Source organism: Blautia liquoris (assembly GCF_015159595.1).
GTDB classification, from domain to species: Bacteria; Bacillota; Clostridia; order Lachnospirales; family Lachnospiraceae; genus Novisyntrophococcus; species Novisyntrophococcus liquoris.
The window spans coordinates 412,223-433,356 of record NZ_CP063304.1 but is presented as its reverse complement, the minus strand read 5'-3'; the positions used below and the strand labels follow the sequence as shown (position 1 = coordinate 433,356).

The following is a 21,134-nucleotide window of genomic DNA, read 5'->3' as shown; positions in this document are numbered from 1 at the left end:
CGCTTTATACTCCTAATATTTTCATTATATCGCAAAATACCGTTTCAATACCAGTTGTACCATCAACTTGATATAAAACATCCTGAGTGCGATAGAAGTCAATCAGCGGACTGGTCTGTTCATGATAAACTTTCAGTCGTTTTTTCACAGTTTCCGGCTGATCGTCATCTCTCATCGCCAGCTCTTTTTTACATTTATCGCAGATCCCTTCCTGCTTTGGCGGCTGATGTTTGATATGATATGTGGCACCACATCCGGGACATACTCTGCGTCCTGACATACGTTCTATGATGTCCTTATCAGGCACTTCTACACTGATTGCATAATCAATTTTTTCATTTCGCTCATCCATAGCGTCCGTGAGGGTTTTTGCCTGTGGAATTGTTCTCGGAAATCCATCCAATACATAACCATTTGCCGCATCAGATTTTGAAATACGGTCCACGACCAAATCGCAAGTCAGTTCGTCCGGAACCAGCTGTCCCTGATCAATATACTTTTTTACTTTTTTACCAAGTTCCGTCCCCTCACTGATATTCGCACGGAATATGTCCCCTGTTGAGATATGTGGTATATGATATCGATCCGCTATTTTTTCAGCCTGAGTTCCTTTTCCGGCACCCGGTGCACCTAACATAATGATCTTCATCTTTCATCTCCAATCCCATAAAGGCTATGACGGAATTACACGCCACAGCCCAATGTAAACGTTCTTAATCGTTCAAAAATCCTTTATAATTACGAACCTGCATCATAGATTCAACCTGTTTTAATGTCTCCAGTATGACAGATACTATAATAATAAGGGATGTTCCGCCAAAGGAAACGGTTGCATTAAACATGCCGTTAAAGAAAAACGGTATGATTGCTACAATTGTAAGCCCTGCAGCACCTATAAAAATAACATAATTCAAGATTGAATTCAAATATTCGACAGTAGCTTTCCCCGGACGAATGCCTGGTATAAAACCGCCTTGTTTTTTCATGTTATCTGCAACTTCCAATGGATTAAAAGTAATTGAAGTATAAAAGTAAGCAAAGAATATCACTAATACAACATAGAGAATCAATCCAATCGTATTAAACATATTATCTTTTTTGAACCAATTCGCGGAGTTGAGTACACCCAAAACTTTTCCGCCCCATCCGCCTACATTTGCTTTTCCGATAAAAGATGCGATAATTCCAGGGAAAGACATAATTGACGATGTGAAGATAATTGGCATAACTCCTGCTGTATTGACTTTCAGAGGAATATTGGAAGACTGACCGCCTACCATTCTTCTTCCCTGCATTTTCTTAGAATACTGGACAGGAATCCTTCGCTCTGCACCATTTAACACTAAAACGAAAACAGTGAGTACAAGAATAATCAAGAATATAATAACTCCTGCCAAAACACCTTTTGCAATAGTTTTACCTTTGATAAACTTATTAAACAAAGTCACCATATCTGTCGGTATTCGCGATAAGATATTAATAAGCAGGACCATGGAGATACCATTTCCGACCCCTTTGTCATTGATCTGTTCTCCTGCCCACATCAGGAAAGCTGAACCGGCTGTAAGAGATGCAACGGCAACAATTACGTTAATTAACGTCATATCATTCAGAAGTCCTTTGTTCCCAAAACCGACAGCCATAGCTACCGATTCGAATAAAGCAAGCCCTACTGTAACGTAACGCGTAAGTGCTGTAATCTTTTTTCTTCCATCTTCTCCATCCCTTTGCATCTCTTCCAGGCTCGGGATGGCAATCGTCAGAAGCTGTATAATGATAGAGGATGTAATATAAGGTGTAATACTGAGTGCAAAGATTGAAAAATTATCAAATCCTCCTCCTGTAAATGCATTCAGAAAACTGAAGGCTTCATTACTGTTATTCTTAAAAAAATCAGCAAAGAAAGCAGTATTAACACCGGGTACTGGAAGTTGTGACCCGAAACGGATCACAACCAACATCATTAAAACATAAAATATTTTTTTTCGAATTTCCTTGATCTTAAATGCGTTTCTTAATGTTTTAAACATTAGATCACCTCGGCTGTTCCACCTGCTGCCTCAATCTTAGCTTTTGCGCTTTCACTAAAGGCATTCACTTTCACTGTCAGTTTCCTGGAAATTTCACCACTACCTAAGATCTTAACTCCATCTTTTGGATTGGTCACAATCCCACTCTCAACTAATGAAGCTACAGTTACTTCTGCGCCATCTTCGAAACGATCTAAAGCGCTGACATTAATGCCGACAATCTCCTTAGAGTTTATGTTCTTAAATCCTCTCTTGGGAAGACGTCTGTACAACGGCATCTGTCCGCCTTCAAAGCCTGGTCTCGGTCCTTTTCCCGAACGGGCTTTCTGCCCTTTATGTCCCTTGCCGGCTGTTTTTCCGTTACCCGATCCATGTCCACGGCCTTTTCGGAACATATTGCTCTGTCTGGAACCTTCGGCAGGCTGTAAATTTGATAAGTCCATTATGGTACCTCCTTCTATAATTCTAAACGTTTAAGCCTCTTCTACTTTAACCAGATGGCTTACCTGATGAATCATACCGCGTACGGCAGGATTATCTGGCATCTCAACTGTCTTGTTAAGTTTTCTAAGTCCCAGCGCTTCTACAGTCTTTTTATGCTTTGGTATTGCACCAATCGTAGACTTTACTAAGGTTATTTTTAATTTATCTGCCATTTTTTCGTCCTCCTTTAAGCCAGAATCTCATCAACTGATTTTCCACGGAGTTTAGCTACCTCTTCAGGTGTCTTTAACTGACTAAGTCCTTCAATTGCCGCTAAAACTACATTTTGCTTGTTATTCGAGCCTAAAGACTTTGTACGAATATTCTTAATTCCGGCCATCTCTATTACGGCACGTGTAGGTCCTCCTGCAATTACTCCAGTACCATCGGGAGCTCTCTTAAGCAGTACGTTGGAACTGCCGTATTTTCCGATAACATCATGTGTGATACTATTGTACTCATCTGTAGCAACAGTGATCAACTTCTTAGTGGCATCTTCTTTTCCCTTGCGAATTGCTTCCGGAATTTCTGCTGCCTTTCCAAGACCTGCGCCAACATGTCCGTTGTGGTCACCAACTACTACTAAAGCAGTAAAACGGAAGTTACGACCACCTTTAACAACCTTGGTAACACGTTTGATAGATACGACTTTCTCTTCCAGTTCTAACTGGCTGGCATCAATGATTGTATGTCTCATGTGTTCTTTTCCTTCCTTTCCTAGAATTTCAGACCTGCCTCGCGGGCTCCATCTGCTAATGCCTGAACTTTACCCTGATATATGAAACCGCCTCTGTCGAAAACGACTTCAGTGATACCTGCATCAACCGCTTTTTTTCCTATTACACTGCCGAGATATGCTGCTGCTTTGACATCATTGGTTTTCTCTAATTCTGCTTTTACGTCTTTCTGAAGAGTAGAAGCGGAAACCAAAGTACTTCCAACTGTATCATCAATAATCTGAGCATACATATGATTGTTGCTTCTAAACACACAAAGACGTGGCTTAGCAGCGGTACCAGCGATATGATTACGCATTCTTCTATGCTTTTTCTGGCGAACTTGCGTTCTTGATACTTTATTAATCATTTCCACACTCTCCTTATTTATTTCTTACCAGTTTTACCAACTTTACGTCTGATCACTTCATCAGTATACTTGATTCCCTTGCCCTTGTAAGGTTCGGGTCTTCTCTTGTCTCTGATTTCAGCAGCGTATTGGCCTACTTTTTCTTTGTCGGTTCCCTTTATGGTAATTTTATTTCCGTCTACAATGGATTCCAATCCCTCTGGATCATTCATTTCTACCGGATGAGAGTAGCCTAATGTTAGTACAAGTTTCTTGCCCTGTTTTGCAGCTCTATAACCTACACCGTTAACCTCAAGAGTCTTCTCAAAGCCATCTTTCACACCGATAACCATGTTTGAAATCAGTGTTCTGGTCAAGCCGTGTAATGATTTCATCTTTTTTTGATCATTTGGTCTGGTAACAATTACCTTTCCATCTTCCAATTTAATTTCCATTTCAATTGGGAGGGACCTCTCAAGTGTTCCTTTTGGTCCTTTAACTATTACATCATTGTTCTCTTTAATCTCGACTGTTACGCCGTCAGGAACAACAACTGGCTGTCTTCCAATACGTGACATACCAAATTTCCTCCTATAACTTAAATTCTCGGAAGAGGAAGATCTTATAAAAAACGTCCTCTTCTGTTTTCAGTATTTCTAATTTATAAACAACAGCACACTAAGCTCTGTCTTCGCCTACCGGCTCGTCAATCGCTAAGTTGCTTTCCACGGGTGAGTTCACTCAACTAAACTCGCACTTTGTACTCGTTAAGGTTCGCGAACGACCTCGCACTAAGCTCTGTCTTCGCCTACCGGCTCGTCAATCGCTAAGTTGCTTTCCACGGGTAAGTTCACTCAACTAAACTCGTACTTTGTACTCGTTAAGGTTCGCGAACGACCTCGCACTAAGCTCTGTCTTCGCCTACCGGCTCGTCAATCGCTAAGTTGCTTTCGGTCACCACACGAATGCAAGTACTTCTCCGCCGACGTTCTGTTTTCTCGCTTCTTTATCTGTGATGACACCTTTATTCGTAGAAATAATTGCTATGCCCAGGCCACCAAGTACTCTTGGAAGTTGGTCTTTGTTAACATATACTCGAAGTCCAGGCTTTGAAATTCTCTTTAAGCCTGTAATAATCTTTTCATTTTTATCCGCACCATATCTTAACACAATATGGATTGTTTTAAAGCTTCCCTCATCAATAATGTTATATTTGGCAATATAGCCTTCATCAACAAGGATATCAGCAATAGCGATTTTCATCTTTGATGCCGGAACATCTACGGTATCATGCTTTGCAGTATTTGCATTACGAATTCTTGTAAGCATATCTGCAATAGGATCACTCATTGTCATTGTTTTTCCTCCTTCTATATCTATCGTGACGGGTGAGTTCATTCAACTAAGCTCATGCTCCAGGGGGTATCGAGAACAGAGGGTGGTTCGTTCAACTAAACTCGTACTTCGTACTCGTTAAGGTTCACGAACAGCCTCGCATTAAGCTCAACGCCTATGGCTTGCTTTCGCTAAGTTGCTTTCGGTCACCAGCTCGCTTTTTTAACTCCCGGGATCTGACCCTTATATGCTAACTCACGGAAGCAAATTCTGCAGATTCCATATTTTCTTAAATATCCATGCGGACGACCACATATTCTGCAGCGATTATACGCTCTTGAAGAGTATTTCGGTGCACGCTGCTGTTTAATTTTCATTGACTTTTTAGCCATATTTCCTCCTTATTTAGCAAACGGCATATTGAACTGAGCCAATAATTCTCTAGCTTCTTCATCTGTTTTCGCTGTTGTAACGAAGATAATATCCATTCCACGAACTTTGTCGACTTTGTCATATTCGATTTCAGGGAAGATTAACTGCTCTTTGATACCTAGGGCATAATTTCCTCTTCCGTCAAACGCATTAGGATTCACACCGCGGAAATCTCGAACACGAGGAAGTGCAAGATTTACCAGACGATCGAGGAATTCATACATTCTCTCACCTCGTAAGGTAACTTTGCATCCAATCGGCATTCCTTCTCTGATCTTAAAGTTAGCAACAGATTTTTTTGCTTTTGTAAGAACCGGTTTCTGACCTGAGATCGCTGTCAGATCACTGACTGCAGCATCTAATACTTTCGCATTCTCTTTTGCCTCACCGACACCCATGTTAATAACGATCTTTGAAAGTTTCGGCACTTCCATAACATTCTTGTATTCAAATTTTTTTGTCAACGCATCAACAATTTCACTGTTGTAGCTGTCATGTAATCTACTCACTGTTTTTTGGCCTCCTCTCTTTCTTAATCGATTACTTCGCCTGTTGCCTTGGCAACGCGGACCTTTTTGTCTCCATCCATCTTGTAACCTATTCTTGTAACTTTCCCATTGTGAAGGTACATCACATTCGAGATATCAAGGGGAGATTCTTTTGATATAATACCACCATGCTGATTTGACATAGAAGGTTTCTCGTGCTTTGTCACCATATTGACGCCTTCAACAAGAATTTTTTTCTCTTTTACGGAAAGAACTTTTCCTTCTTTGCCTTTATCTTTTCCGGCGATTACTCGAACGGTATCGCCTCTTTTAATTTTAACTGCCATGTTTGACCTCCTATAATACTTCAGGAGCTAAAGAAACAATCTTCATGAACTGTTTCTCACGAAGCTCCCTGGCTACTGGCCCAAAAATACGGGTTCCTCTTGGAGTCTTGTCATCTTTGATGATAACGGCTGCATTCTCATCAAATTTGATATAAGAACCATCTTTACGACGGCTTCCCTTTACAGTGCGAACAACAACGGCCTTTACAATATCACCTTTTTTCACAACGCCACCTGGTGTTGCATCTTTGACCGAAGCAACGATTACATCCCCGATGCTTGCATATCTTCTTGTTGAACCGCCCATAACGCGTATGCAGAGGATTTCCTTTGCCCCAGTATTATCAGCGACTTTTAATCTGCTTTCCTGCTGAATCATCCTAGCGTCCTCCTTATTTTGCTTTTTCTAAGACTGAAACCAGTCTCCATCTCTTATCTTTCGATAACGGTCTGGTTTCCATAACCTTCACGGTATCACCGATTTTGCACTCGTTGTTCTCATCGTGTGCTTTTAATTTATACGTCTTCTTCACGATCTTTTTGTAAAGCGGATGTTTAACGTGATCTTCAATTGCAACGACAATCGTCTTATCCATCTTATCGCTGACTACTTTGCCGACACGTGTTTTTCTCAGATTTCTTTCTTCCACGGTATCTGGTACTCCTTTCCAGTTTTCAATTCTCTGCTTTGGCTTTCTGGGCAATCACAGTCTGAATTCTTGCAATATTCTTACGAACGTCTTTGATCCTGCTCGTATTTTCCAATTGATAGGTTGCATTCTGGAATCTCAAGTTGAAGAGTTCCTTTTTAGCAGCTACTAATTCATCATTTAATTCTGCAGCTGATTTTGTTCTTAAATCTTCTACATACTTATTAATTTTCACTGTTATCACCGCCTTCTAAATCTGCACGAGAAACGATTTTACATTTGCATGGTAACTTATGCATAGCAAGACGTAATGCTTCACGGGCTGTCTCTTCCGGGACACCTGCGATTTCAAACAATACACGGCCTGGTTTTACAACTGCTACCCAGTATTCAAGAGCGCCTTTACCGGAACCCATACGAGTTTCTGCAGGTTTTGCAGTTACTGGTTTATCCGGAAATATTTTAATCCAAACTTTACCGCCACGTTTAATAAAACGAGTCATAGCGACACGGGCAGCTTCTATCTGATTTGATTTGATCCAGCAAGGTTCTGTAGCGATCAGTCCATAATCGCCATAGCTTATTTTGTTTCCCTTTAAGGCCTTGCCCTTCATAGATCCACGAAATTGTTTACGACGTTTTACTCTCTTTGGCATTAACATAATTATTTACCGCTCCCTTCCTCAGCTCCTTTGGTTGGAAGTATTTCACCATTGTAGACCCATGCTTTTACGCCAACTTTTCCGTAAGTTGTGTCTGCTTCAGCGAAACCATAGTCGATATCTGCACGTAAAGTCTGCAGCGGGATGGTACCTTCACTGTAAAACTCTGTACGAGCCATATCAGCTCCACCAAGACGACCAGATACTGATGTTTTGATACCTTTTGCTCCAGCTCTCATGGTTCTTTGCATCGTGGATTTCATCGCACGGCGGAAGGAAATACGATTCTCCAGCTGGAGAGCAATGTTCTCTGCCACAAGCTGAGCATCGCGATCTGGTTTTTTAACTTCTCTGATATCAACAATCAGTTTCTTGTCTGTATATTTTTTAAGTTCATTTTTTGTTTTATCAATCTCGGATCCACCTTTACCGATAACGATACCAGGTTTCGCCGTATAGATAATCACTTTTACTCTGTCTGACGCTCTCTCAATTTCAATTTTTGAAATACCGGCGCCATATAATTTTTTCTTTAAAAAGTTTCTGATATTATAGTCTTCGACTAAACAATCGGCAAAATCGCCTTGTGCATACCATTTTGAATCCCAGTCTTTGATGACTCCGACTCTGATGCCATGTGGGTTAACTTTCTGTCCCATTCTTACCCTCCTTATCTTTCATCTAACACGATAGAGATATGACTGTTTCTCTTTTCGATTCGATACGCTCTGCCTTGTGCTCTTGGTTTAATTCTCTTCATAGTCGGCGCTTTATTCGCATAGCACTCAGCTACATAGAGGTTCTCTTTGCTTAATCCGTTGTTATTTTCAGCATTTGCAACAGCGGATTCCAGCAGTTTTTTGATCACATCCGAGGCGTATCTCGGGTTATAGGTCAGGATGCCGAGTGCAGTCTCAACATCTTTTCCACGAATTGCATCTAGTACAAAGCAAGCCTTCTGAACTGACATTCTAGCATATGACAGTTTCGCTGAAGGTCTTGTATCTTTTTCTTCATTTCTTGCTCTCTTAATCTGACTTCTGTGTCCTTTAGCCATGATTAGTAGGCCTCCTTTCAATCCCATAAGGGGTTTTTGTCACTAGCGAATTGCAGATTTCTTTTCGTCTTTGCTATGTCCTCTATAGGTTCTGGTTGCGACAAACTCTCCCAGTTTGTGTCCGACCATATCTTCTGTAACATAAACCGGGACATGTTTTCTGCCATCGTGAACAGCAATTGTGTGTCCGACGAATGACGGGAAGATTGTAGACCGTCTTGACCATGTCTTTATTACTGTTTTATCTTTGGACTCGTTTGCAGCGTCGATCTTTTTCAGTAAGCTTTCATCTGCAAATGGTCCCTTTTTCAGTGAACGAGCCATTCAAATAACCTCCTTATTTAGATAATGCTTTCCCATCTCTTCTTCTAATAATATATTTATTGGAATGTTTATTTTTCTTTCTTGTCTTATATCCAAGAGCAGGCTTGCCCCAAGGTGTGCTTGGCCCCGGGCGTCCAACTGGTGCCTTGCCCTCTCCACCTCCATGTGGATGGTCATTTGGGTTCATAACAGATCCACGAACAGTCGGACGAATACCCATGTGACGTTTACGTCCAGCCTTGCCGATTGTAATCAGGCTGTGGTCACCATTTCCTACCGTCCCAACTGTAGCTCTGCACTGAATCGGAACCATTCTCATCTCTCCTGAAGGAAGACGAAGGGTGGCATATTTGCCCTCTTTTGCCATGAGCTGAGCATCGCCTCCCGCTGAGCGAACCATCTGTCCGCCTTTTCCTACATGCAGTTCAATATTGTGAACATTCGTACCAACAGGTACACATGATAATGGCAGGCAGTTTCCGATACGTACTTCAGCATTTGGGCCATTCATAATTTTTGTGCCGACTTTCAGTCCTTCCGGTGCAAGAATATATGATTTTTCTCCGTCTGCGTAGCAGATCAAAGCGATGTTAGCTGTCCTGTTCGGATCATATTCGATAGATTTCACAGTCGCAGGTATATCGTCTTTATATCTTTTAAAATCAATAATTCTATATTGTCTTCTGCCCTTGCCTCCGCGATGTCTTACTGTAATCTTACCCTGGTTATTACGTCCAGAATTGTTGTCCAGAGATGTCAGCAGAGATTTCTCCGGTGTAGATTTTGTAATCTCGGAGAAATCAGAAGTAGTCATATGTCTTCTGGAAGGTGTATATGGGTTAAAACTTTTGATTCCCATTCTATTAACTCCTTTCTAATTTCTGTCTTATTTTACAGACTCTCAAAGAGCTCGATGTCCTTGCTGTCGTCTGTCAGAGAAACGACTGCCTTCTTCGTCTTAGCTGTCTTTCCTACTACCATTCCACGGCGTTTTTTCTTTCCGAGTACATTCATGGTATTGACACTTTTTACCTTTGTTCCGTCAAACATCTTTTCAACAGCATCTTTGATCTGTGTCTTATTCGCTTCCGGATGAACTAAGAATGTGTATCTCTTCTCGCCCATGGAGCTCATGCTCTTCTCAGTCACAACTGGTTTTAAGATTACATCATAATAATTCAGCTTTGCCATTATGCGTACACCTCCTCAATAGATGCAACACTTGCTTTCGTAGCGATTACAGTGTTGTATTTCAGCAGGTCATATACATTCAGTGTATTCACGGTCGTAGCAGCTACTCCCGGGAGATTTCTCGCTGATAACACTACATTCTCATTTTCTTTTCCAAGAACAAGGATTGCACTTGATACATTTAGATTGTCCAGAACTTTCTTCATGTCTTTTGTCTTAACATTGTCAAGTTTCAATTCATCGAGGACGATGAATTTTTTATCCTGAACTTTGCTTGTCAATGCTGACAGAAGAGCAGCTCTTTTTTCTTTCTTATTCATCTTGAACGAGTAGTCTCTTGGTTGCGGTGCGAATACAACTCCGCCGCCTGTCCACTGCGGTGCCCGGATGGATCCCTGTCTCGCATGACCGGTTCCTTTTTGTCTCCATGGCTTTCTTCCCCCGCCCCTTACTTCGGAACGTGTTTTAGCTTTCTGTGTTCCCTGACGATTATTTGCAAGTTGCAGCACTACTGCCTGATGTACGAGGTGTTCTTTAATCTTTGCACCAAATATTGCATCATTCAGTTCAAGGGTGCCAACTTCCTTGCCTTCCATATTTAAAACAGATACATTTGACATCTGTTAGTCCTCCTTCCCATTATTTTGCAGTCTTCACTGTTTCCTTAATCGTTACCAGTGCTTTCTTAGGTCCTGGGACAGATCCTTTGACCAGCAGTAAATTGTTATCGGAATCAATGCGTATAATCTCAAGATTCTGAACAGTGATCTGTTTTCCACCCATGTGTCCAGGCATCTTTTTTCCCTTAAACACCTTGCTCGGATCAGATGCCGAACCATTGGATCCTGCATGGCGATGATATTTGGAGCCATGAGCCATAGGTCCTCTGGACTGATTATGTCTCTTAATGGCACCCTGGAATCCTTTTCCCTTAGAAACAGCAGTTGCATCAACTTTATCGCCGGTTTCAAAAATGTCCGCCTTAATTTCCTGTCCTAATTTATAATCTTCGGCATCATCCAGTCTGAATTCTTTTAAGAATCTTCTGTAAGACACCCTGGCCTTATCAAACTGCCCTTTTATCGGTTTATTGATAAGTTTTTCTCTCTTCTCAGTAAAACCGACCTGAACTGCACTGTAACCATCGTTATCCTGTGTCTTAATCTGAGTAACGGCACAAGGACCCGCCTGCAATACAGTTACCGGAATAACCGTTCCATCTTCATTAAAGATCTGAGTCATTCCAACTTTTGTAGCTAAAATTGCTTTCTTCATTCTTTTACCTCCTGTTGTTCTACAGCGGAGCACCGCATATCGCGGAGCTCATCCTAGCACAGTTGATATAAGTGGAACACTATAACCCATATGGGATGGGATGTTGATTCCTGCGAAGTGTTTCTTCTATATCAAAAAACTTAGGATTTTTTCAATCAACTAACGCTTATTTTGTCTTCATCTTGATATCAATATAGACACCAGCCGGCATCTCAAGACGTGATAATGCATCAACTGTCTTCTGTGTCGGTGCAATGATATCAATTAGTCTCTTGTGGGTTCTCTGCTCAAACTGTTCTCTGGAATCTTTATACTTGTGTACAGATCTCAAGATAGTAACAACTTCCTTCTTTGTCGGAAGCGGAACCGGTCCGCTCACAGTTGCTCCATTCTTTTTCACAGTTTCAACAATTTTTGCTGCAGATGCATCCACCAATTGATGTTCATAAGCCTTTAATGTGATTCTCATTACTTGACTTGCCATAAAAAAAGTCGCCTCCTTATTCGCACTATTCGAGTACGACAAGTGGTGACTGTACACTTCTCCGTGTGTGTCCTAACTATTCACACAACCGTTCCACATCAGTGGACTATTCTCTTTGTACAGTGACTTGTCGCCAGTTTCATAACTTGACATTCGCTCCACGGAAAACCTGCTAATAGGCAGCAACCTCACGCTTCCACGCTATCAATGTCACAACAGAGCCATTATACTAGGTTTTTCCCCATAATGCAAGAACTTTTTTAAAAAATTTATTATTTACAAAAAAACAGGTATGCATCCGTGATTGTTATCATTTCAATGCATACCATGATTATCTACAGGACATCGGAATAATCAATTAGCGTTATCCCTTCCTCCTCATATTTGATGATTTTCGGATCATCGCCTTCTTCCAGAGCTTTTTGCAGAAGTTCTTCCGCTGTCATGGCAGGCATGGCTAATATTTTATGATCCGCCAAGGTGTGTTGGATATCTTCTTCAGCAGGAGACTCCATCGCCGGATCCGGTTCTTCCGGCACCTCTTTCTCCTGACTGGTGCTGCCGGCTTTTGGGACAGCATCTGCTTCCTTCTCCAGTGCAGCTTGAATTGCTGCTGTAAAATTATCGTCTTCAATTTCTGACGGTTTTTCTTCCGGCTCATCTGCGGGTTCCAATATTAGTTCCTGAATTTCTTTTACCACGTCAGATGTATCTTGTGTGTCGTCATCCAGGCTTACCTTGTCAGTCTTTTTTTCATATTCCTCTATGGCTGCTGTCTCGTCTTCTTCTATATGTCCGGTATCTATCGGATCTGATTTCTCGTAATCAAGATCCCTGACATCTTCTTCCACTTCTTCTTCCTCTTCACTATTTTTCCATATTTCAGAAAGGATGAATAAAATCACCAGAAAAGCAATCATCAGTCCAAGAATGATTCTTCCCTCAAACGTCTGTATAGCTATGGCGAGATACCCGATTACGGGTACTGTCACCAGAACTTTTTCAGCATTATCGTGGAGTGTGACTTTCTCTTCTTTCTTTTCCCCACTTTTCAATGTGTACTCTCCGGTCTTTGGATCGGCCTTTGTAATCCTTAAAGTATGTACTGAGGCATCCGCGGAGGAAAGCAGGCTGTCGCCTTTTTTCAGCTTATCAAGGCTGACCTTTTTTCCATACACCACGGAACCCAGGCTTAAGTTTGTATCTGTAATATCGTTGTCCACGACTGTTGTGGATATACCGGCAAATTGCGGAACAATCAGTGCCGCGGCACCAAGCAGGAGACAGATCATGCACAGATTAACAATAAAACGTAAAAATTTAGACATTCATATTTCTCCTTGGTTTTTTCATCGTCAATCGAATTGGGCTGTTACATAAAAGCAACAGCCCAGTTTATCTTAATCACTTATTGGTCAGATATTCTTCTACACTTTTTATGGCTTCCTCTTCATCCGGCCCATCAGCTGTCAATGTAACCTTTTCACCGGTATCCAGGCCTAATGCCATCATACCCATGATACTTTTTGCATTGATTTTCTTGCCGGGAATCTCAAGATAGATATCACTGCTGAACTGACTGGCCACCTGGACTAATAAAGCTACAGGTCTTGCTTCCATTCCAGTTGACAGTTCAATGGTAATAGGTTTCCTAATCATAATAATTCTCCTCCTTGCTTCCTCTTAGCTCCTCTGCTAAATTGCTCAACTTTCTTAATCTATGATTTACACCCGATTTTCCCACCTGTGGGCTAAGCATCATGCCTAGTTCTTTCAGTGTCGCTTCCGGGTATTGAAGCCTTAGTCCTGCAATTTCCTCCAGCCCTTCACTTAAAGCCTCTAAACCTATGGTGTCTCTGATATATGTAATATCATCAATTTGTTTTACGGCTGCATTCACAGTTTTATTGATATTGGCTGCCTCACAGTTCACCTGACGGTTGACACTGTTTCTCATCTCCTTCAATATTCTGATATTCTCTAGATTCAAAAGGGAAACATTCGCCTCCATCAATCCCAGCAATGAGACAATATGCGAGCCTTCTTTCACATATACCACATAATGGTTTTTTCGTTTCACAATCTTTGCATCTATCTCAAAACTGCGGATTAAGCCTGCGAGCTGTTCTGCCTTCCATGAAGTCTGACATACAATCTCATAATGGTAAAACCGATGTGGATCACTGATCGAACCAGCTGCCAGAAATGCGCCTCTCAGGAAAGCCCGTCTGCAGCAATCGTTCTGAACAATAACATTGTGCTTTAAGGGAGGATTCTCTATCAGCTGCAGATTACTGTCCAACAGTTTTGCCGCCATCAAAACTCTGCGTGCATCCTGTACGTACACTACATATGTTACAAGTCTTTTCTTATTTTCGCTCCTGCGAACCACATTTTCTGTTTCTATCTTAAAGGTTTTTTGCAATAAAGTAAAGAGTTTTCTGGCAACATACAGATTTTCTGTCTGTACCCGGATTGAAAAATGATCTTTTGCCGTAATTTTGACATGTCCGCAGTACATGATAATTGCTGCAATCTCCGCTATCTGACAATGTCTCGCCTGCGGTATATGCATGGATAATTCTTCCTTTACATCTCTGGAAAAAGACATCTTTTACCCCTTCTTTCGATACATATCCTTCTCAATATCGCGATGCTCCAGACTTAAACCATATCCTTCGCCCTTTTTCAGGCACCGGTAAAGTTCTTCGGCAAGTGTCACGGAACGATGTTTCCCTCCTGTGCAGCCGACCGCTATCACCAACTGGTTTTTCCCCTCATTGATGTAATTCGGAATCAAAAAATTTATCATGTCTTGAAGCTTTTCCAGAAAAATACGAGTATTGTCAAATCCCATCACATAATCGCGGACTTCCTGGTCCAGACCAGTTTTGGGTCTTAAATCATCCATATAATACGGATTGGGAAGAAAACGGACGTCAAATACCAAATCCGCATCAGATGGTATTCCATACTTAAAGCCAAAAGACAGTACCGTTATAATCAGACTGTTAAACTCCTGATTGTATACAAAAATCTTATCCAGTTCTATCTTCAGCTCTCTGGTCAAAAGCTGACTCGTATCTAAAATATAGTCAGCCTGTTTTTTCAGAAATTCTAATCTTTCTCTCTCTTTCTTAATTCCGACATCTATACGGCCACCGTTCGCCAGAGGATGTGCCCGTCTTGTCTCCTTGTAACGTTTGACAAGGACATCGTCCCTTGCATCGAGAAAAAGTATCTCGTATTCGATTCCGATGATACTCATATGCTCCAAAACGTTCTGCAAATCTTCCAGAGCCTGACCACTTCGGACATCAATGCCCATGGCGGCTTTTCTGATTCTTCCCTCGACACCATCTAAGATAAGCTGAGCAAACTTTTCAGCAAGAGAAATCGGAAGATTATCTACGCAAAAATACCCCATATCTTCCAGCATCTTAAGTGCCGTACTCTTTCCGGCTCCGGACATCCCTGTCACTATCACAAAACGCATGTATGCTTATCTCCTAGTCAAACTTTCCCAACATCTTCACTTCCGGTTCCAGCCAGACACCAAATCTTTCATGGACGGTTCTTCTAATATAACTGATCAGCTGATAGATCTCTGAGGCACTGGCATTATCTCTGTTAATCACAAAACCGCAGTGCTTTTCTGACACACAGGCACCCCCGACACAATATCCCCGAAGGCCGCTGTCCATGATAAGCTTTCCGGCAAAATAACCCTTGGGACGCTTAAACGTGCTCCCGGCACTCGGATATTCGAGTGGCTGTTTGCATGCACGCCTCTCCTGTAAATCATTCATAAGAACAAGAATCTCTTCTTTATCCTTTGGAATAAGCTCAAGAATTGCTTCCAAAACAATATAGTTTTTTTCTTTAATCACACTGGTTCGATACCCAAGGTGAAGTTCATCTGCAGCAAGTTTTATGACATTGCCCGCCTGATCCATCACTGTGGCGCCGGCAAGGACTTGTTTCATCTCCCCGCCATAAGCTCCGGCATTCATCATAACAGCCCCCCCCAGAGTACCGGGAATCCCTGAGGCGAATTCAAATCCACCAAGCGATGCTTTCTGAGCTCTTGCAGCTATTCTGGAAAGCAGAGCACCCGAGAGTGCCCTGATCTGGTTGCCTTCAATTGCAATATCATCAAAATTCTGATACATCTGTATGATAACTCCATCATATCCCTGATCCGAGACCAGCAGATCACTGCCACGTCCAAGAATGAACCAAGAAAGTTCATATTCCCGACAGACCTGTAGGATCTGTGAAATCTCAGATACCGTGTGCGGGCAGATATAATATCGGGCGGGTCCTCCCGCACGAAAAGTGGTATGCATTTTCATCGGTTCGTATTCTTTTACGTTTGATTCTCCTGTTATGTCATAAAAACGCTTTTTGATATCCTCCGCCATAAACCATTCATAACCTCATTTCCGGAAATACTTTAAGGGTCAAGACACTTCTGACCCTTTGTTTTCTTAAGCCCCCCGGGGCTTTAATATTTAGATTATACTATCGGTTGGAAAAAAACGCAACTGTGACATTTGGTTTTCAGTCTTTCATCTTCGGTTTGAACACGAGGCTTGCCAAATATCCGAAGATTAATGCTCCGCTGGTTCCGGCCGCACCGGCTCTTAGTCCACCTGTAAAGAGGCCGATAAATCCCTGCTTGTCGACTGCCTCTTTGACTCCCTGATAGAGCAGATGACCGAAACCAAGAAGTGGAACGCTGGCTCCCGCCTTCGCATAATCGGCAAATGGATCATAAAGATTTAAAAAGCTCAAAACTGCACCGGAGCAAACCAGAAGCACCATGATTCGTCCGGGCATCATCTTTGTTTTCTCAAGCAGTATCTGGCAAAATGCACAGATCAATCCTCCTACCCAGAATGCATTTATATAATCCATAATCTTTATTTCTCCTTTCCCACATATTCCAAGACAACGCCCTGAGCAATTCCCGGAACTGATTGTCCTTCAAAAAAGCTCACCTTAGACATCAAAGCCCCGGTAGGAACGAAGAGGATTCTCTGCCACTCTCCTGATTCCAATTTCGGTATCAGCGTCGACGCCAGAACGGTTGCTGCACATCCACATCCGCTTCCCCCCGCATTCGTATCCTGTGTATTTGAGTCAAATATCAGCATTCCACAGTCCAGATAGTTGTCACGAATATCATATCCTTTCTGTTTCATCAACTCTATAAGTATTTCTCTTCCAATCTTACCCAGATCTCCGGTGATGATCCGATCATAATCTCCGGGATTTCTGTCAAAATCAGCCATATTCTGAGAAATGGTGTCTGCTGCTGCCGGAGCCATGCAAGCTCCCATATTCTGTGAATCCTTGAGACCAAAATCGACGATCTTTCCGGATGTTATCCCCGTAATCTTAACGTTGCTCTTCTCCGATGAGATAACACAGGCCCCGCTGCCTGTGACAGTCCAACTGGATGAGGGCGGTTTCTGATTACCGTAAGCAAGGGGAAATCTAAATTCCTTCTCTACACTTGCAAAATGGCTGGACGTCATAGATAATACATGATTTGCATATCCGCCTGCTACCGCCATAGCCCCCAGTGAGATTGCCTCACCTATAGTGGAGCATGCACCAAAGAGACCATAGAGAGGCCGATTCAGGTCGACCAGTCCAAAACACGATGCAATCGACTGTGCCAACAGATCTCCTGCGAATACCATACGGATATCGTCTGCCTTGATCTGGCATTTTTCAAGGACCAAGCGTGCCGCTATAGCCTGCATCTCGCTCTCCGCCTCTTCCCAGCTCTTTTTTCCAAACATCGGATCCTTTACCACCTTATCAAAATTATCTCCCAGGGGACCTTCCCCTTCTTTCTGTCCGACAACAGAAGCACAGCCGAGAATATATACATCCTTTTCGAATTTTGTACTTTGTCTGCCTTTTATCTGGTTCATATACGAAACCATCCACCTTTCTGTTCATTCTGTTTTCTAAAAGTATTGTGTATCATTCCATAATACACGGATTGCTCCTTGATGCACGCTGTCATACCACATGCATCAACTTTAGAATCCAATAGATAAGACCCAAAAGCCAGCTGATAAAAACACCGTATAAGATCACAGGGCCCGCAATATTAAAAATTTTGCATCCGACCCCGAAGACCTGGCCCTCTTTTTGATATTCTATGGCAGGTGCCGCTACAGAATTAGCAAAACCCGTGATCGGGACCAACGCTCCTGCACCCGAAAAACTTACCAGTTTCTGATACAGGTTCAGACCCGTCAAAACTACACTGATAAAGATCAAAGTCAATGAGCACCATGCCCCTGCCGTCTCTTTATTCATATTCTGACTCTTGCAATAATTCAGGATAACCTGACCGAGATCACAGATCAGCCCCCCGACAACAAAGGCTTTTATCATCTGCACAAACAGATTATTTTTTGGTGTCACCTGGTTCACATACTGTTCATATTCCTTCTTTTTGTCTTCATCTTTTATGCTTCCCATATCGTTTCGTAACTTCCTCCTGATTTTTGTACTTTTCGTTTGCTGTAACTCTTTTATTTTGCCCAGCCTTTAAAAAAATAAAAAAGCGATCCCAGTGCTTTGCCAAGTGCCATACAGACAATCACGATGGGAATCCCACGTGTAAGACCGGCACGTCTGGCAAGTATCGCATAGATGTCGACCACCTCACCCAAGGCGATCACCCATCCTCCCAGAAAGATCCCAGCAAAGATTCCATATATGGCAAGCCCCGCTGTTCCAAGCGGGAGCTGTCCTCGGTAGAGTGAAAGAACATTTCCTAATATAGCTCCGAAAATACAACAATTTTCATACAGCATCACCTTATCTGCTGTCCGCGTGATCCCTGCATATCTTGGCACAACACCAAGGCTAATGATAAAAGCCACCGTCCCGCTTGCTATGATAAAGCCGCTCACCAGGCCAAGACCTCCCATCAAGAATTGCTGCCACATGATTTCTTATTCCTCCGCTCATCTTTCTCAATGATTGTCGTATCGACATCATCCTCATAAAGTCTCATCTGTACCTCCATAGGTGTTGGGTCCTGCGTCAGCTTTCTGCTTCCAAAATGATTAAAATAGAAGATAACACCGATCGCGATGCCTATAGAATAGGTGATTTCCAGAATGGTAAACCCCGATGATTTCCCTCCGGTGAACATGTGATAGATCTGCCTGAACAACTTAGCCACTGACACATCTGTATTAAATGTCATAATTGAAAACGCTGTGCCAAAGAACGTGACAAGGCTGATCAGAATTGTTTTTACCCAGCTTATAACGGAACTCTTCGCATTCGGATTCTCATAGGTGATCACAAAAGTCGCCTCTCCGATATGCGTTACATCCACGTTCTCCTCTTCTTTTTCTATTTCTTTTATCAAATCCATTGCGGAAACTACATATCTGCCATATTTGCCTTTCGCAAGAGAAACCACCTTGCGACATTGATTTCTTTGTAATACTTTGGCATCCGCACTGCTAAGTTTTGCAATATCACCGAGAAGAACCGTTTCTTTGGTCACTTTCACATTTTTATCTGTCTGTACATAAAGTATCTTACTCATCTGGCCATCTTGCCTTCCTCTCTAATCTATAAGCTTAGTATGGCAATTTCCATGGAAACTATTCGCAGAAGAGACTAAATTTCCCTGCGAAGCTGTTTCAGTATTCTCTTCTCCATCCTGGACACCTGAACCTGAGAGATTCCCATCCTCTCAGCAATGGCTGACTGAGTCTGATCACAGAAATACCTCAGATAGATGAGCTGTCTTTCTTCAGCATCCAGCTTTTTCAATATCTCTTCCAGCAGCATGCGGTCCATCATCCTGTCTCCGTAGGAAACAGGATCTTCAATTCGATCCATCAAAGAAATATCATTACCTTCTCCCTGATAAATGACTTTGTGCAAAGACTCCACATCGGCCGCCGCATCAAGGGCCATGGCAAGTTCCGGTGCAGACTGCTCAATCTCTTCGGCAATTTCGTTCAGACTTGGCTCCCTGCCCAGTTTCCTCTCGAGAATCTCGCGAGCCATATAAGCTTTCCCGGCTGTCTCTTTCATAGAACGGCTGACCTTGATCATGCCATCGTCCCGCAAAAACCTCTTGATCTCACCTGTAATCATCGGAACCGCATAAGTAGAGAATCTGACATCAAAAGTAGTATCAAACTTATCAATAGCTTTAATCAGTCCAATACTTCCAATCTGTACCAGATCCTCCATCTCTACACCACGGTTCATAAACCTCTTTGCAACAGAGTACACCAGGCCTAAGTTCTGTTCAACTAAAGTATCTCTTGCTTCTTTATCCCCTGTATGCGCCTTTTCTATCAACATAAGGGTATGATCCATGAAGTTCCTCCTATTCAAGGGGGCGTGTTGTCTCGCTCCCAATATGTTTCATCATATGAACCTGCGTCCCCTCGCCCGGCTTTGAGATAACACTCAGATCGTCCATAAAAGCTTCCATAAAAGCAAAGCCCATACCAGAACGTTCCATCTCAGGTTTTGTAGTAAAGAGAGGCTCCATGGCTTTTGCGACATCTTCAATACCTTTTCCATAGTCGATGACCGTTACATACAAGTCATGATCAACAATCTTACATTCCATGCGAATCTTATGTACACCCTCGTCATAGGCATGTATGATAGAATTTGTGATAGCTTCCGACACCGCAGTCTTCAGATCCGCCACCTCTTCAAGTGTAGGATTCAGTTGTGTGCAAAATGCTGCGACAGCTACTCTGGCAAACCCTTCATTGCATGAGCGGCTGTCAAACTCAATTACCATTTCATTGGTGTTCTCCATCTGTGTATAACCTCCTTATGAACTTTTCTATATTTTATTGTTTAAAGATCGTTCCAGCTTCGTATTAATTCAATTGGAATCACCTTGTAAATACCCGAAAGCTGCAGGATCTTGGCAACTCTTTTTCTGACATGAACTGCCCTGATTGTACCTCCCATCTGTTTCATTTCCCGGTATCTTGCCATCAGCATTCCAATTCCGGAACTATCCATAAACTGTGTATCGTGAAAATCGAAAACCACCTCCCTGATCTTGAGTGTCTCCAAAATCTCCTCCGACCCTTCGCGGATTGTCTCGGCACTGTGATGATCTAGTTCCTCAGGTACTCTGACTATTAGTATGTTCCCCTTGACCTGAAATAATTCATGTAAATCATTCATCTGTCTAACCCCTTTCCCTAAATTTATCAGTACACAATATTGATATTTATGGACTGCCCGGCAGCTTGTACCTGGTAATCCGAAATCAAAAT

At 42.3% G+C, this 21,134-nt stretch carries 36 protein-coding genes; all 36 read right to left on the bottom strand.

Features of this window, described 5'->3' with window-relative positions; translation table 11 throughout:
* Positions 1-4: 4 nt before the first annotated feature.
* The gene (locus tag INP51_RS02060) at positions 5-649 is read right to left on the bottom strand and encodes an adenylate kinase (RefSeq protein WP_193736104.1); all 645 of its coding nucleotides are present in this window, start codon (positions 647-649) and stop codon (positions 5-7) included.
* Between the two features lie 64 nt (positions 650-713).
* A complete protein-coding gene (secY, locus tag INP51_RS02055) occupies positions 714-2,030 on the bottom strand; it encodes a preprotein translocase subunit SecY (RefSeq protein ID WP_193736103.1) in 1,317 nt (438 codons plus the stop codon).
* Complete coding sequence (rplO, locus tag INP51_RS02050; protein ID WP_193736102.1) at positions 2,030-2,473, bottom strand: 50S ribosomal protein L15; 444 nt, start codon at positions 2,471-2,473, stop codon at positions 2,030-2,032. The genes secY and rplO overlap by 1 nt, the downstream gene beginning before the upstream one ends.
* A gap of 30 nt (positions 2,474-2,503) precedes the next feature.
* On the bottom strand, positions 2,504-2,686 hold the full coding sequence (rpmD, locus tag INP51_RS02045; RefSeq protein ID WP_193736101.1) for a 50S ribosomal protein L30: 183 nt from the start codon (positions 2,684-2,686) through the stop codon (positions 2,504-2,506).
* Between the two features lie 14 nt (positions 2,687-2,700).
* Positions 2,701-3,210 carry a 30S ribosomal protein S5 gene (gene rpsE / locus INP51_RS02040; protein ID WP_193736100.1) on the bottom strand — a complete coding sequence of 170 codons (510 nt, stop codon included), beginning with the start codon at positions 3,208-3,210 and terminating at the stop codon, positions 2,701-2,703.
* Positions 3,211-3,230: 20 nt separating this feature from the next.
* Positions 3,231-3,599, bottom strand: a complete 369-nt coding sequence (gene rplR, locus INP51_RS02035; protein ID WP_193736099.1) for a 50S ribosomal protein L18 — start codon at positions 3,597-3,599, stop codon at positions 3,231-3,233.
* Between the two features lie 17 nt (positions 3,600-3,616).
* Positions 3,617-4,156, bottom strand: a complete 540-nt coding sequence (gene rplF / locus INP51_RS02030; protein ID WP_193736098.1) for a 50S ribosomal protein L6 — start codon at positions 4,154-4,156, stop codon at positions 3,617-3,619.
* Positions 4,157-4,532: 376 nt separating this feature from the next.
* Entirely contained in the window at positions 4,533-4,934 is a 402-nt protein-coding gene (gene rpsH, locus INP51_RS02025; protein WP_193736097.1) for a 30S ribosomal protein S8, read from the bottom strand.
* A gap of 185 nt (positions 4,935-5,119) precedes the next feature.
* Positions 5,120-5,305 carry a type Z 30S ribosomal protein S14 gene (locus INP51_RS02020; protein ID WP_193736096.1) on the bottom strand — a complete coding sequence of 62 codons (186 nt, stop codon included), beginning with the start codon at positions 5,303-5,305 and terminating at the stop codon, positions 5,120-5,122.
* A gap of 9 nt (positions 5,306-5,314) precedes the next feature.
* Positions 5,315-5,854: a 50S ribosomal protein L5 gene (rplE, locus tag INP51_RS02015; protein ID WP_193736095.1), complete on the bottom strand. Its 540-nt coding sequence runs from the start codon at positions 5,852-5,854 to the stop codon at positions 5,315-5,317.
* A 23-nt stretch (positions 5,855-5,877) separates the two neighbouring features.
* Positions 5,878-6,180 carry a 50S ribosomal protein L24 gene (rplX, locus tag INP51_RS02010; RefSeq protein ID WP_193736094.1) on the bottom strand — a complete coding sequence of 101 codons (303 nt, stop codon included), beginning with the start codon at positions 6,178-6,180 and terminating at the stop codon, positions 5,878-5,880.
* Between the two features lie 10 nt (positions 6,181-6,190).
* Positions 6,191-6,559, bottom strand: coding sequence for a 50S ribosomal protein L14 (gene rplN / locus INP51_RS02005; protein ID WP_193736093.1), 369 nt, complete (start codon positions 6,557-6,559; stop codon positions 6,191-6,193).
* Positions 6,560-6,572: 13 nt separating this feature from the next.
* A complete protein-coding gene (gene rpsQ / locus INP51_RS02000; RefSeq protein ID WP_193736092.1) occupies positions 6,573-6,830 on the bottom strand; it encodes a 30S ribosomal protein S17 in 258 nt (85 codons plus the stop codon).
* 25 nt (positions 6,831-6,855) lie between these two features.
* A complete protein-coding gene (rpmC, locus tag INP51_RS01995; RefSeq protein WP_193736091.1) occupies positions 6,856-7,065 on the bottom strand; it encodes a 50S ribosomal protein L29 in 210 nt (69 codons plus the stop codon).
* On the bottom strand, positions 7,055-7,492 hold the full coding sequence (gene rplP / locus INP51_RS01990; protein WP_193736090.1) for a 50S ribosomal protein L16: 438 nt from the start codon (positions 7,490-7,492) through the stop codon (positions 7,055-7,057). Before rplP ends, rpmC begins: the two co-directional genes overlap by 11 nt.
* 2 nt (positions 7,493-7,494) lie before the next feature.
* Positions 7,495-8,151 (bottom strand): 30S ribosomal protein S3, encoded by a 657-nt coding sequence (gene rpsC / locus INP51_RS01985; RefSeq protein ID WP_193736089.1) that lies wholly within the window; start codon positions 8,149-8,151, stop codon positions 7,495-7,497.
* Between the two features lie 11 nt (positions 8,152-8,162).
* Positions 8,163-8,549 carry a 50S ribosomal protein L22 gene (gene rplV, locus INP51_RS01980; protein WP_193736088.1) on the bottom strand — a complete coding sequence of 129 codons (387 nt, stop codon included), beginning with the start codon at positions 8,547-8,549 and terminating at the stop codon, positions 8,163-8,165.
* Between the two features lie 42 nt (positions 8,550-8,591).
* A complete protein-coding gene (rpsS, locus tag INP51_RS01975) occupies positions 8,592-8,873 on the bottom strand; it encodes a 30S ribosomal protein S19 (protein ID WP_193736087.1) in 282 nt (93 codons plus the stop codon).
* A 13-nt stretch (positions 8,874-8,886) separates the two neighbouring features.
* Positions 8,887-9,732 carry a 50S ribosomal protein L2 gene (rplB, locus tag INP51_RS01970; protein WP_193736086.1) on the bottom strand — a complete coding sequence of 282 codons (846 nt, stop codon included), beginning with the start codon at positions 9,730-9,732 and terminating at the stop codon, positions 8,887-8,889.
* A gap of 32 nt (positions 9,733-9,764) precedes the next feature.
* Positions 9,765-10,064 (bottom strand): 50S ribosomal protein L23, encoded by a 300-nt coding sequence (gene rplW / locus INP51_RS01965; protein ID WP_193736085.1) that lies wholly within the window; start codon positions 10,062-10,064, stop codon positions 9,765-9,767.
* The gene (gene rplD, locus INP51_RS01960; protein WP_193736084.1) at positions 10,064-10,684 is read right to left on the bottom strand and encodes a 50S ribosomal protein L4; all 621 of its coding nucleotides are present in this window, start codon (positions 10,682-10,684) and stop codon (positions 10,064-10,066) included. The genes rplW and rplD overlap by 1 nt, the downstream gene beginning before the upstream one ends.
* Positions 10,685-10,703: 19 nt before the next feature.
* Positions 10,704-11,339 carry a 50S ribosomal protein L3 gene (gene rplC / locus INP51_RS01955; protein ID WP_193736083.1) on the bottom strand — a complete coding sequence of 212 codons (636 nt, stop codon included), beginning with the start codon at positions 11,337-11,339 and terminating at the stop codon, positions 10,704-10,706.
* 166 nt (positions 11,340-11,505) lie between these two features.
* A complete protein-coding gene (gene rpsJ / locus INP51_RS01950) occupies positions 11,506-11,823 on the bottom strand; it encodes a 30S ribosomal protein S10 (protein ID WP_193736082.1) in 318 nt (105 codons plus the stop codon).
* A 335-nt stretch (positions 11,824-12,158) separates the two neighbouring features.
* Positions 12,159-13,151, bottom strand: coding sequence for a type IV pilus assembly protein FimV (locus tag INP51_RS01945; protein WP_193736081.1), 993 nt, complete (start codon positions 13,149-13,151; stop codon positions 12,159-12,161).
* Between the two features lie 76 nt (positions 13,152-13,227).
* Positions 13,228-13,482, bottom strand: a complete 255-nt coding sequence (locus INP51_RS01940) for an HPr family phosphocarrier protein (protein WP_193736080.1) — start codon at positions 13,480-13,482, stop codon at positions 13,228-13,230.
* Positions 13,475-14,434, bottom strand: a complete 960-nt coding sequence (gene whiA, locus INP51_RS01935) for a DNA-binding protein WhiA (protein WP_193736079.1) — start codon at positions 14,432-14,434, stop codon at positions 13,475-13,477. The genes INP51_RS01940 and whiA overlap by 8 nt, the downstream gene beginning before the upstream one ends.
* A 3-nt stretch (positions 14,435-14,437) precedes the next feature.
* Positions 14,438-15,319 (bottom strand): RNase adapter RapZ, encoded by an 882-nt coding sequence (gene rapZ / locus INP51_RS01930; RefSeq protein WP_193736078.1) that lies wholly within the window; start codon positions 15,317-15,319, stop codon positions 14,438-14,440.
* 13 nt (positions 15,320-15,332) lie between these two features.
* Positions 15,333-16,247: a UDP-N-acetylmuramate dehydrogenase gene (gene murB, locus INP51_RS01925; RefSeq protein WP_193736077.1), complete on the bottom strand. Its 915-nt coding sequence runs from the start codon at positions 16,245-16,247 to the stop codon at positions 15,333-15,335.
* Positions 16,248-16,386: 139 nt separating this feature from the next.
* Positions 16,387-16,743, bottom strand: a complete 357-nt coding sequence (locus INP51_RS01920; protein WP_193736076.1) for a SpoVA/SpoVAEb family sporulation membrane protein — start codon at positions 16,741-16,743, stop codon at positions 16,387-16,389.
* A gap of 5 nt (positions 16,744-16,748) precedes the next feature.
* On the bottom strand, positions 16,749-17,771 hold the full coding sequence (locus INP51_RS01915) for a stage V sporulation protein AD (protein ID WP_193736075.1): 1,023 nt from the start codon (positions 17,769-17,771) through the stop codon (positions 16,749-16,751).
* 91 nt (positions 17,772-17,862) lie between these two features.
* Positions 17,863-18,330 (bottom strand): stage V sporulation protein AC, encoded by a 468-nt coding sequence (gene spoVAC, locus INP51_RS01910; protein ID WP_193736074.1) that lies wholly within the window; start codon positions 18,328-18,330, stop codon positions 17,863-17,865.
* Positions 18,331-18,383: 53 nt separating this feature from the next.
* Positions 18,384-18,803, bottom strand: coding sequence for a stage V sporulation protein AB (locus tag INP51_RS01905; protein WP_193736073.1), 420 nt, complete (start codon positions 18,801-18,803; stop codon positions 18,384-18,386).
* Positions 18,785-19,417, bottom strand: coding sequence for a stage V sporulation protein AA (locus INP51_RS01900; RefSeq protein WP_193736072.1), 633 nt, complete (start codon positions 19,415-19,417; stop codon positions 18,785-18,787). Before INP51_RS01900 ends, INP51_RS01905 begins: the two co-directional genes overlap by 19 nt.
* Positions 19,418-19,491: 74 nt before the next feature.
* Positions 19,492-20,205: a SigF/SigG family RNA polymerase sporulation sigma factor gene (locus INP51_RS01895; protein ID WP_193736071.1), complete on the bottom strand. Its 714-nt coding sequence runs from the start codon at positions 20,203-20,205 to the stop codon at positions 19,492-19,494.
* Between the two features lie 10 nt (positions 20,206-20,215).
* The gene (spoIIAB, locus tag INP51_RS01890; protein ID WP_193736070.1) at positions 20,216-20,662 is read right to left on the bottom strand and encodes an anti-sigma F factor; all 447 of its coding nucleotides are present in this window, start codon (positions 20,660-20,662) and stop codon (positions 20,216-20,218) included.
* A 41-nt stretch (positions 20,663-20,703) separates the two neighbouring features.
* A complete protein-coding gene (locus INP51_RS01885) occupies positions 20,704-21,042 on the bottom strand; it encodes an STAS domain-containing protein (protein WP_193736069.1) in 339 nt (112 codons plus the stop codon).
* Positions 21,043-21,134 lie beyond the last annotated feature (92 nt).

Bases quoted from the DNA above. Each gene is read 5' to 3' on its own strand.
- rpsC (WP_193736089.1), bottom strand. From the start codon at position 8,151: ATGGGACAGAAAGTTAACCCACATGGCATCAGAGTCGGAGTCATCAAA.
- rapZ (WP_193736078.1), bottom strand. From the start codon at position 15,319: ATGCGTTTTGTGATAGTGACAGGGATGTCCGGAGCCGGAAAGAGTACG.
- INP51_RS02020 (WP_193736096.1), bottom strand. From the start codon at position 5,305: ATGGCTAAAAAGTCAATGAAAATTAAACAGCAGCGTGCACCGAAATAC.
- rplR (WP_193736099.1), bottom strand. From the start codon at position 3,599: ATGATTAATAAAGTATCAAGAACGCAAGTTCGCCAGAAAAAGCATAGA.
- rpsE (WP_193736100.1), bottom strand. From the start codon at position 3,210: ATGAGACATACAATCATTGATGCCAGCCAGTTAGAACTGGAAGAGAAA.
- rplC (WP_193736083.1), bottom strand. From the start codon at position 11,339: ATGAAGAAAGCAATTTTAGCTACAAAAGTTGGAATGACTCAGATCTTT.
- rplX (WP_193736094.1), bottom strand. From the start codon at position 6,180: ATGGCAGTTAAAATTAAAAGAGGCGATACCGTTCGAGTAATCGCCGGA.
- rpsH (WP_193736097.1), bottom strand. From the start codon at position 4,934: ATGACAATGAGTGATCCTATTGCAGATATGCTTACAAGAATTCGTAAT.
- rpmD (WP_193736101.1), bottom strand. From the start codon at position 2,686: ATGGCAGATAAATTAAAAATAACCTTAGTAAAGTCTACGATTGGTGCA.
- INP51_RS01895 (WP_193736071.1), bottom strand. From the start codon at position 20,205: ATGGATCATACCCTTATGTTGATAGAAAAGGCGCATACAGGGGATAAA.
- rplP (WP_193736090.1), bottom strand. From the start codon at position 7,492: ATGTTAATGCCAAAGAGAGTAAAACGTCGTAAACAATTTCGTGGATCT.
- rplD (WP_193736084.1), bottom strand. From the start codon at position 10,684: ATGTCAAATGTATCTGTTTTAAATATGGAAGGCAAGGAAGTTGGCACC.
- spoIIAB (WP_193736070.1), bottom strand. From the start codon at position 20,662: ATGGAGAACACCAATGAAATGGTAATTGAGTTTGACAGCCGCTCATGC.
- rplF (WP_193736098.1), bottom strand. From the start codon at position 4,156: ATGTCACGTATTGGAAGACAGCCAGTTGTTGTTCCTGACGGCGTAACA.
- murB (WP_193736077.1), bottom strand. From the start codon at position 16,247: ATGGCGGAGGATATCAAAAAGCGTTTTTATGACATAACAGGAGAATCA.
- whiA (WP_193736079.1), bottom strand. From the start codon at position 14,434: ATGTCTTTTTCCAGAGATGTAAAGGAAGAATTATCCATGCATATACCG.
- rplN (WP_193736093.1), bottom strand. From the start codon at position 6,559: ATGATTCAGCAGGAAAGCAGATTAAAAGTCGCTGATAATACTGGGGCA.
- INP51_RS01900 (WP_193736072.1), bottom strand. From the start codon at position 19,417: ATGAGTAAGATACTTTATGTACAGACAGATAAAAATGTGAAAGTGACC.
- INP51_RS01885 (WP_193736069.1), bottom strand. From the start codon at position 21,042: ATGAATGATTTACATGAATTATTTCAGGTCAAGGGGAACATACTAATA.
- INP51_RS01945 (WP_193736081.1), bottom strand. From the start codon at position 13,151: ATGTCTAAATTTTTACGTTTTATTGTTAATCTGTGCATGATCTGTCTC.
- secY (WP_193736103.1), bottom strand. From the start codon at position 2,030: ATGTTTAAAACATTAAGAAACGCATTTAAGATCAAGGAAATTCGAAAA.
- spoVAC (WP_193736074.1), bottom strand. From the start codon at position 18,330: ATGGGAAGCATAAAAGATGAAGACAAAAAGAAGGAATATGAACAGTAT.
- rpsJ (WP_193736082.1), bottom strand. From the start codon at position 11,823: ATGGCAAGTCAAGTAATGAGAATCACATTAAAGGCTTATGAACATCAA.
- rplV (WP_193736088.1), bottom strand. From the start codon at position 8,549: ATGGCTAAAGGACACAGAAGTCAGATTAAGAGAGCAAGAAATGAAGAA.
- rpsS (WP_193736087.1), bottom strand. From the start codon at position 8,873: ATGGCTCGTTCACTGAAAAAGGGACCATTTGCAGATGAAAGCTTACTG.
- rplB (WP_193736086.1), bottom strand. From the start codon at position 9,732: ATGGGAATCAAAAGTTTTAACCCATATACACCTTCCAGAAGACATATG.
- INP51_RS01940 (WP_193736080.1), bottom strand. From the start codon at position 13,482: ATGATTAGGAAACCTATTACCATTGAACTGTCAACTGGAATGGAAGCA.
- rplO (WP_193736102.1), bottom strand. From the start codon at position 2,473: ATGGACTTATCAAATTTACAGCCTGCCGAAGGTTCCAGACAGAGCAAT.
- INP51_RS02060 (WP_193736104.1), bottom strand. From the start codon at position 649: ATGAAGATCATTATGTTAGGTGCACCGGGTGCCGGAAAAGGAACTCAG.
- INP51_RS01920 (WP_193736076.1), bottom strand. From the start codon at position 16,743: ATGGATTATATAAATGCATTCTGGGTAGGAGGATTGATCTGTGCATTT.
- INP51_RS01915 (WP_193736075.1), bottom strand. From the start codon at position 17,771: ATGAACCAGATAAAAGGCAGACAAAGTACAAAATTCGAAAAGGATGTA.
- rplW (WP_193736085.1), bottom strand. From the start codon at position 10,064: ATGGCAAAGCTGAATTATTATGATGTAATCTTAAAACCAGTTGTGACT.
- INP51_RS01905 (WP_193736073.1), bottom strand. From the start codon at position 18,803: ATGTGGCAGCAATTCTTGATGGGAGGTCTTGGCCTGGTGAGCGGCTTT.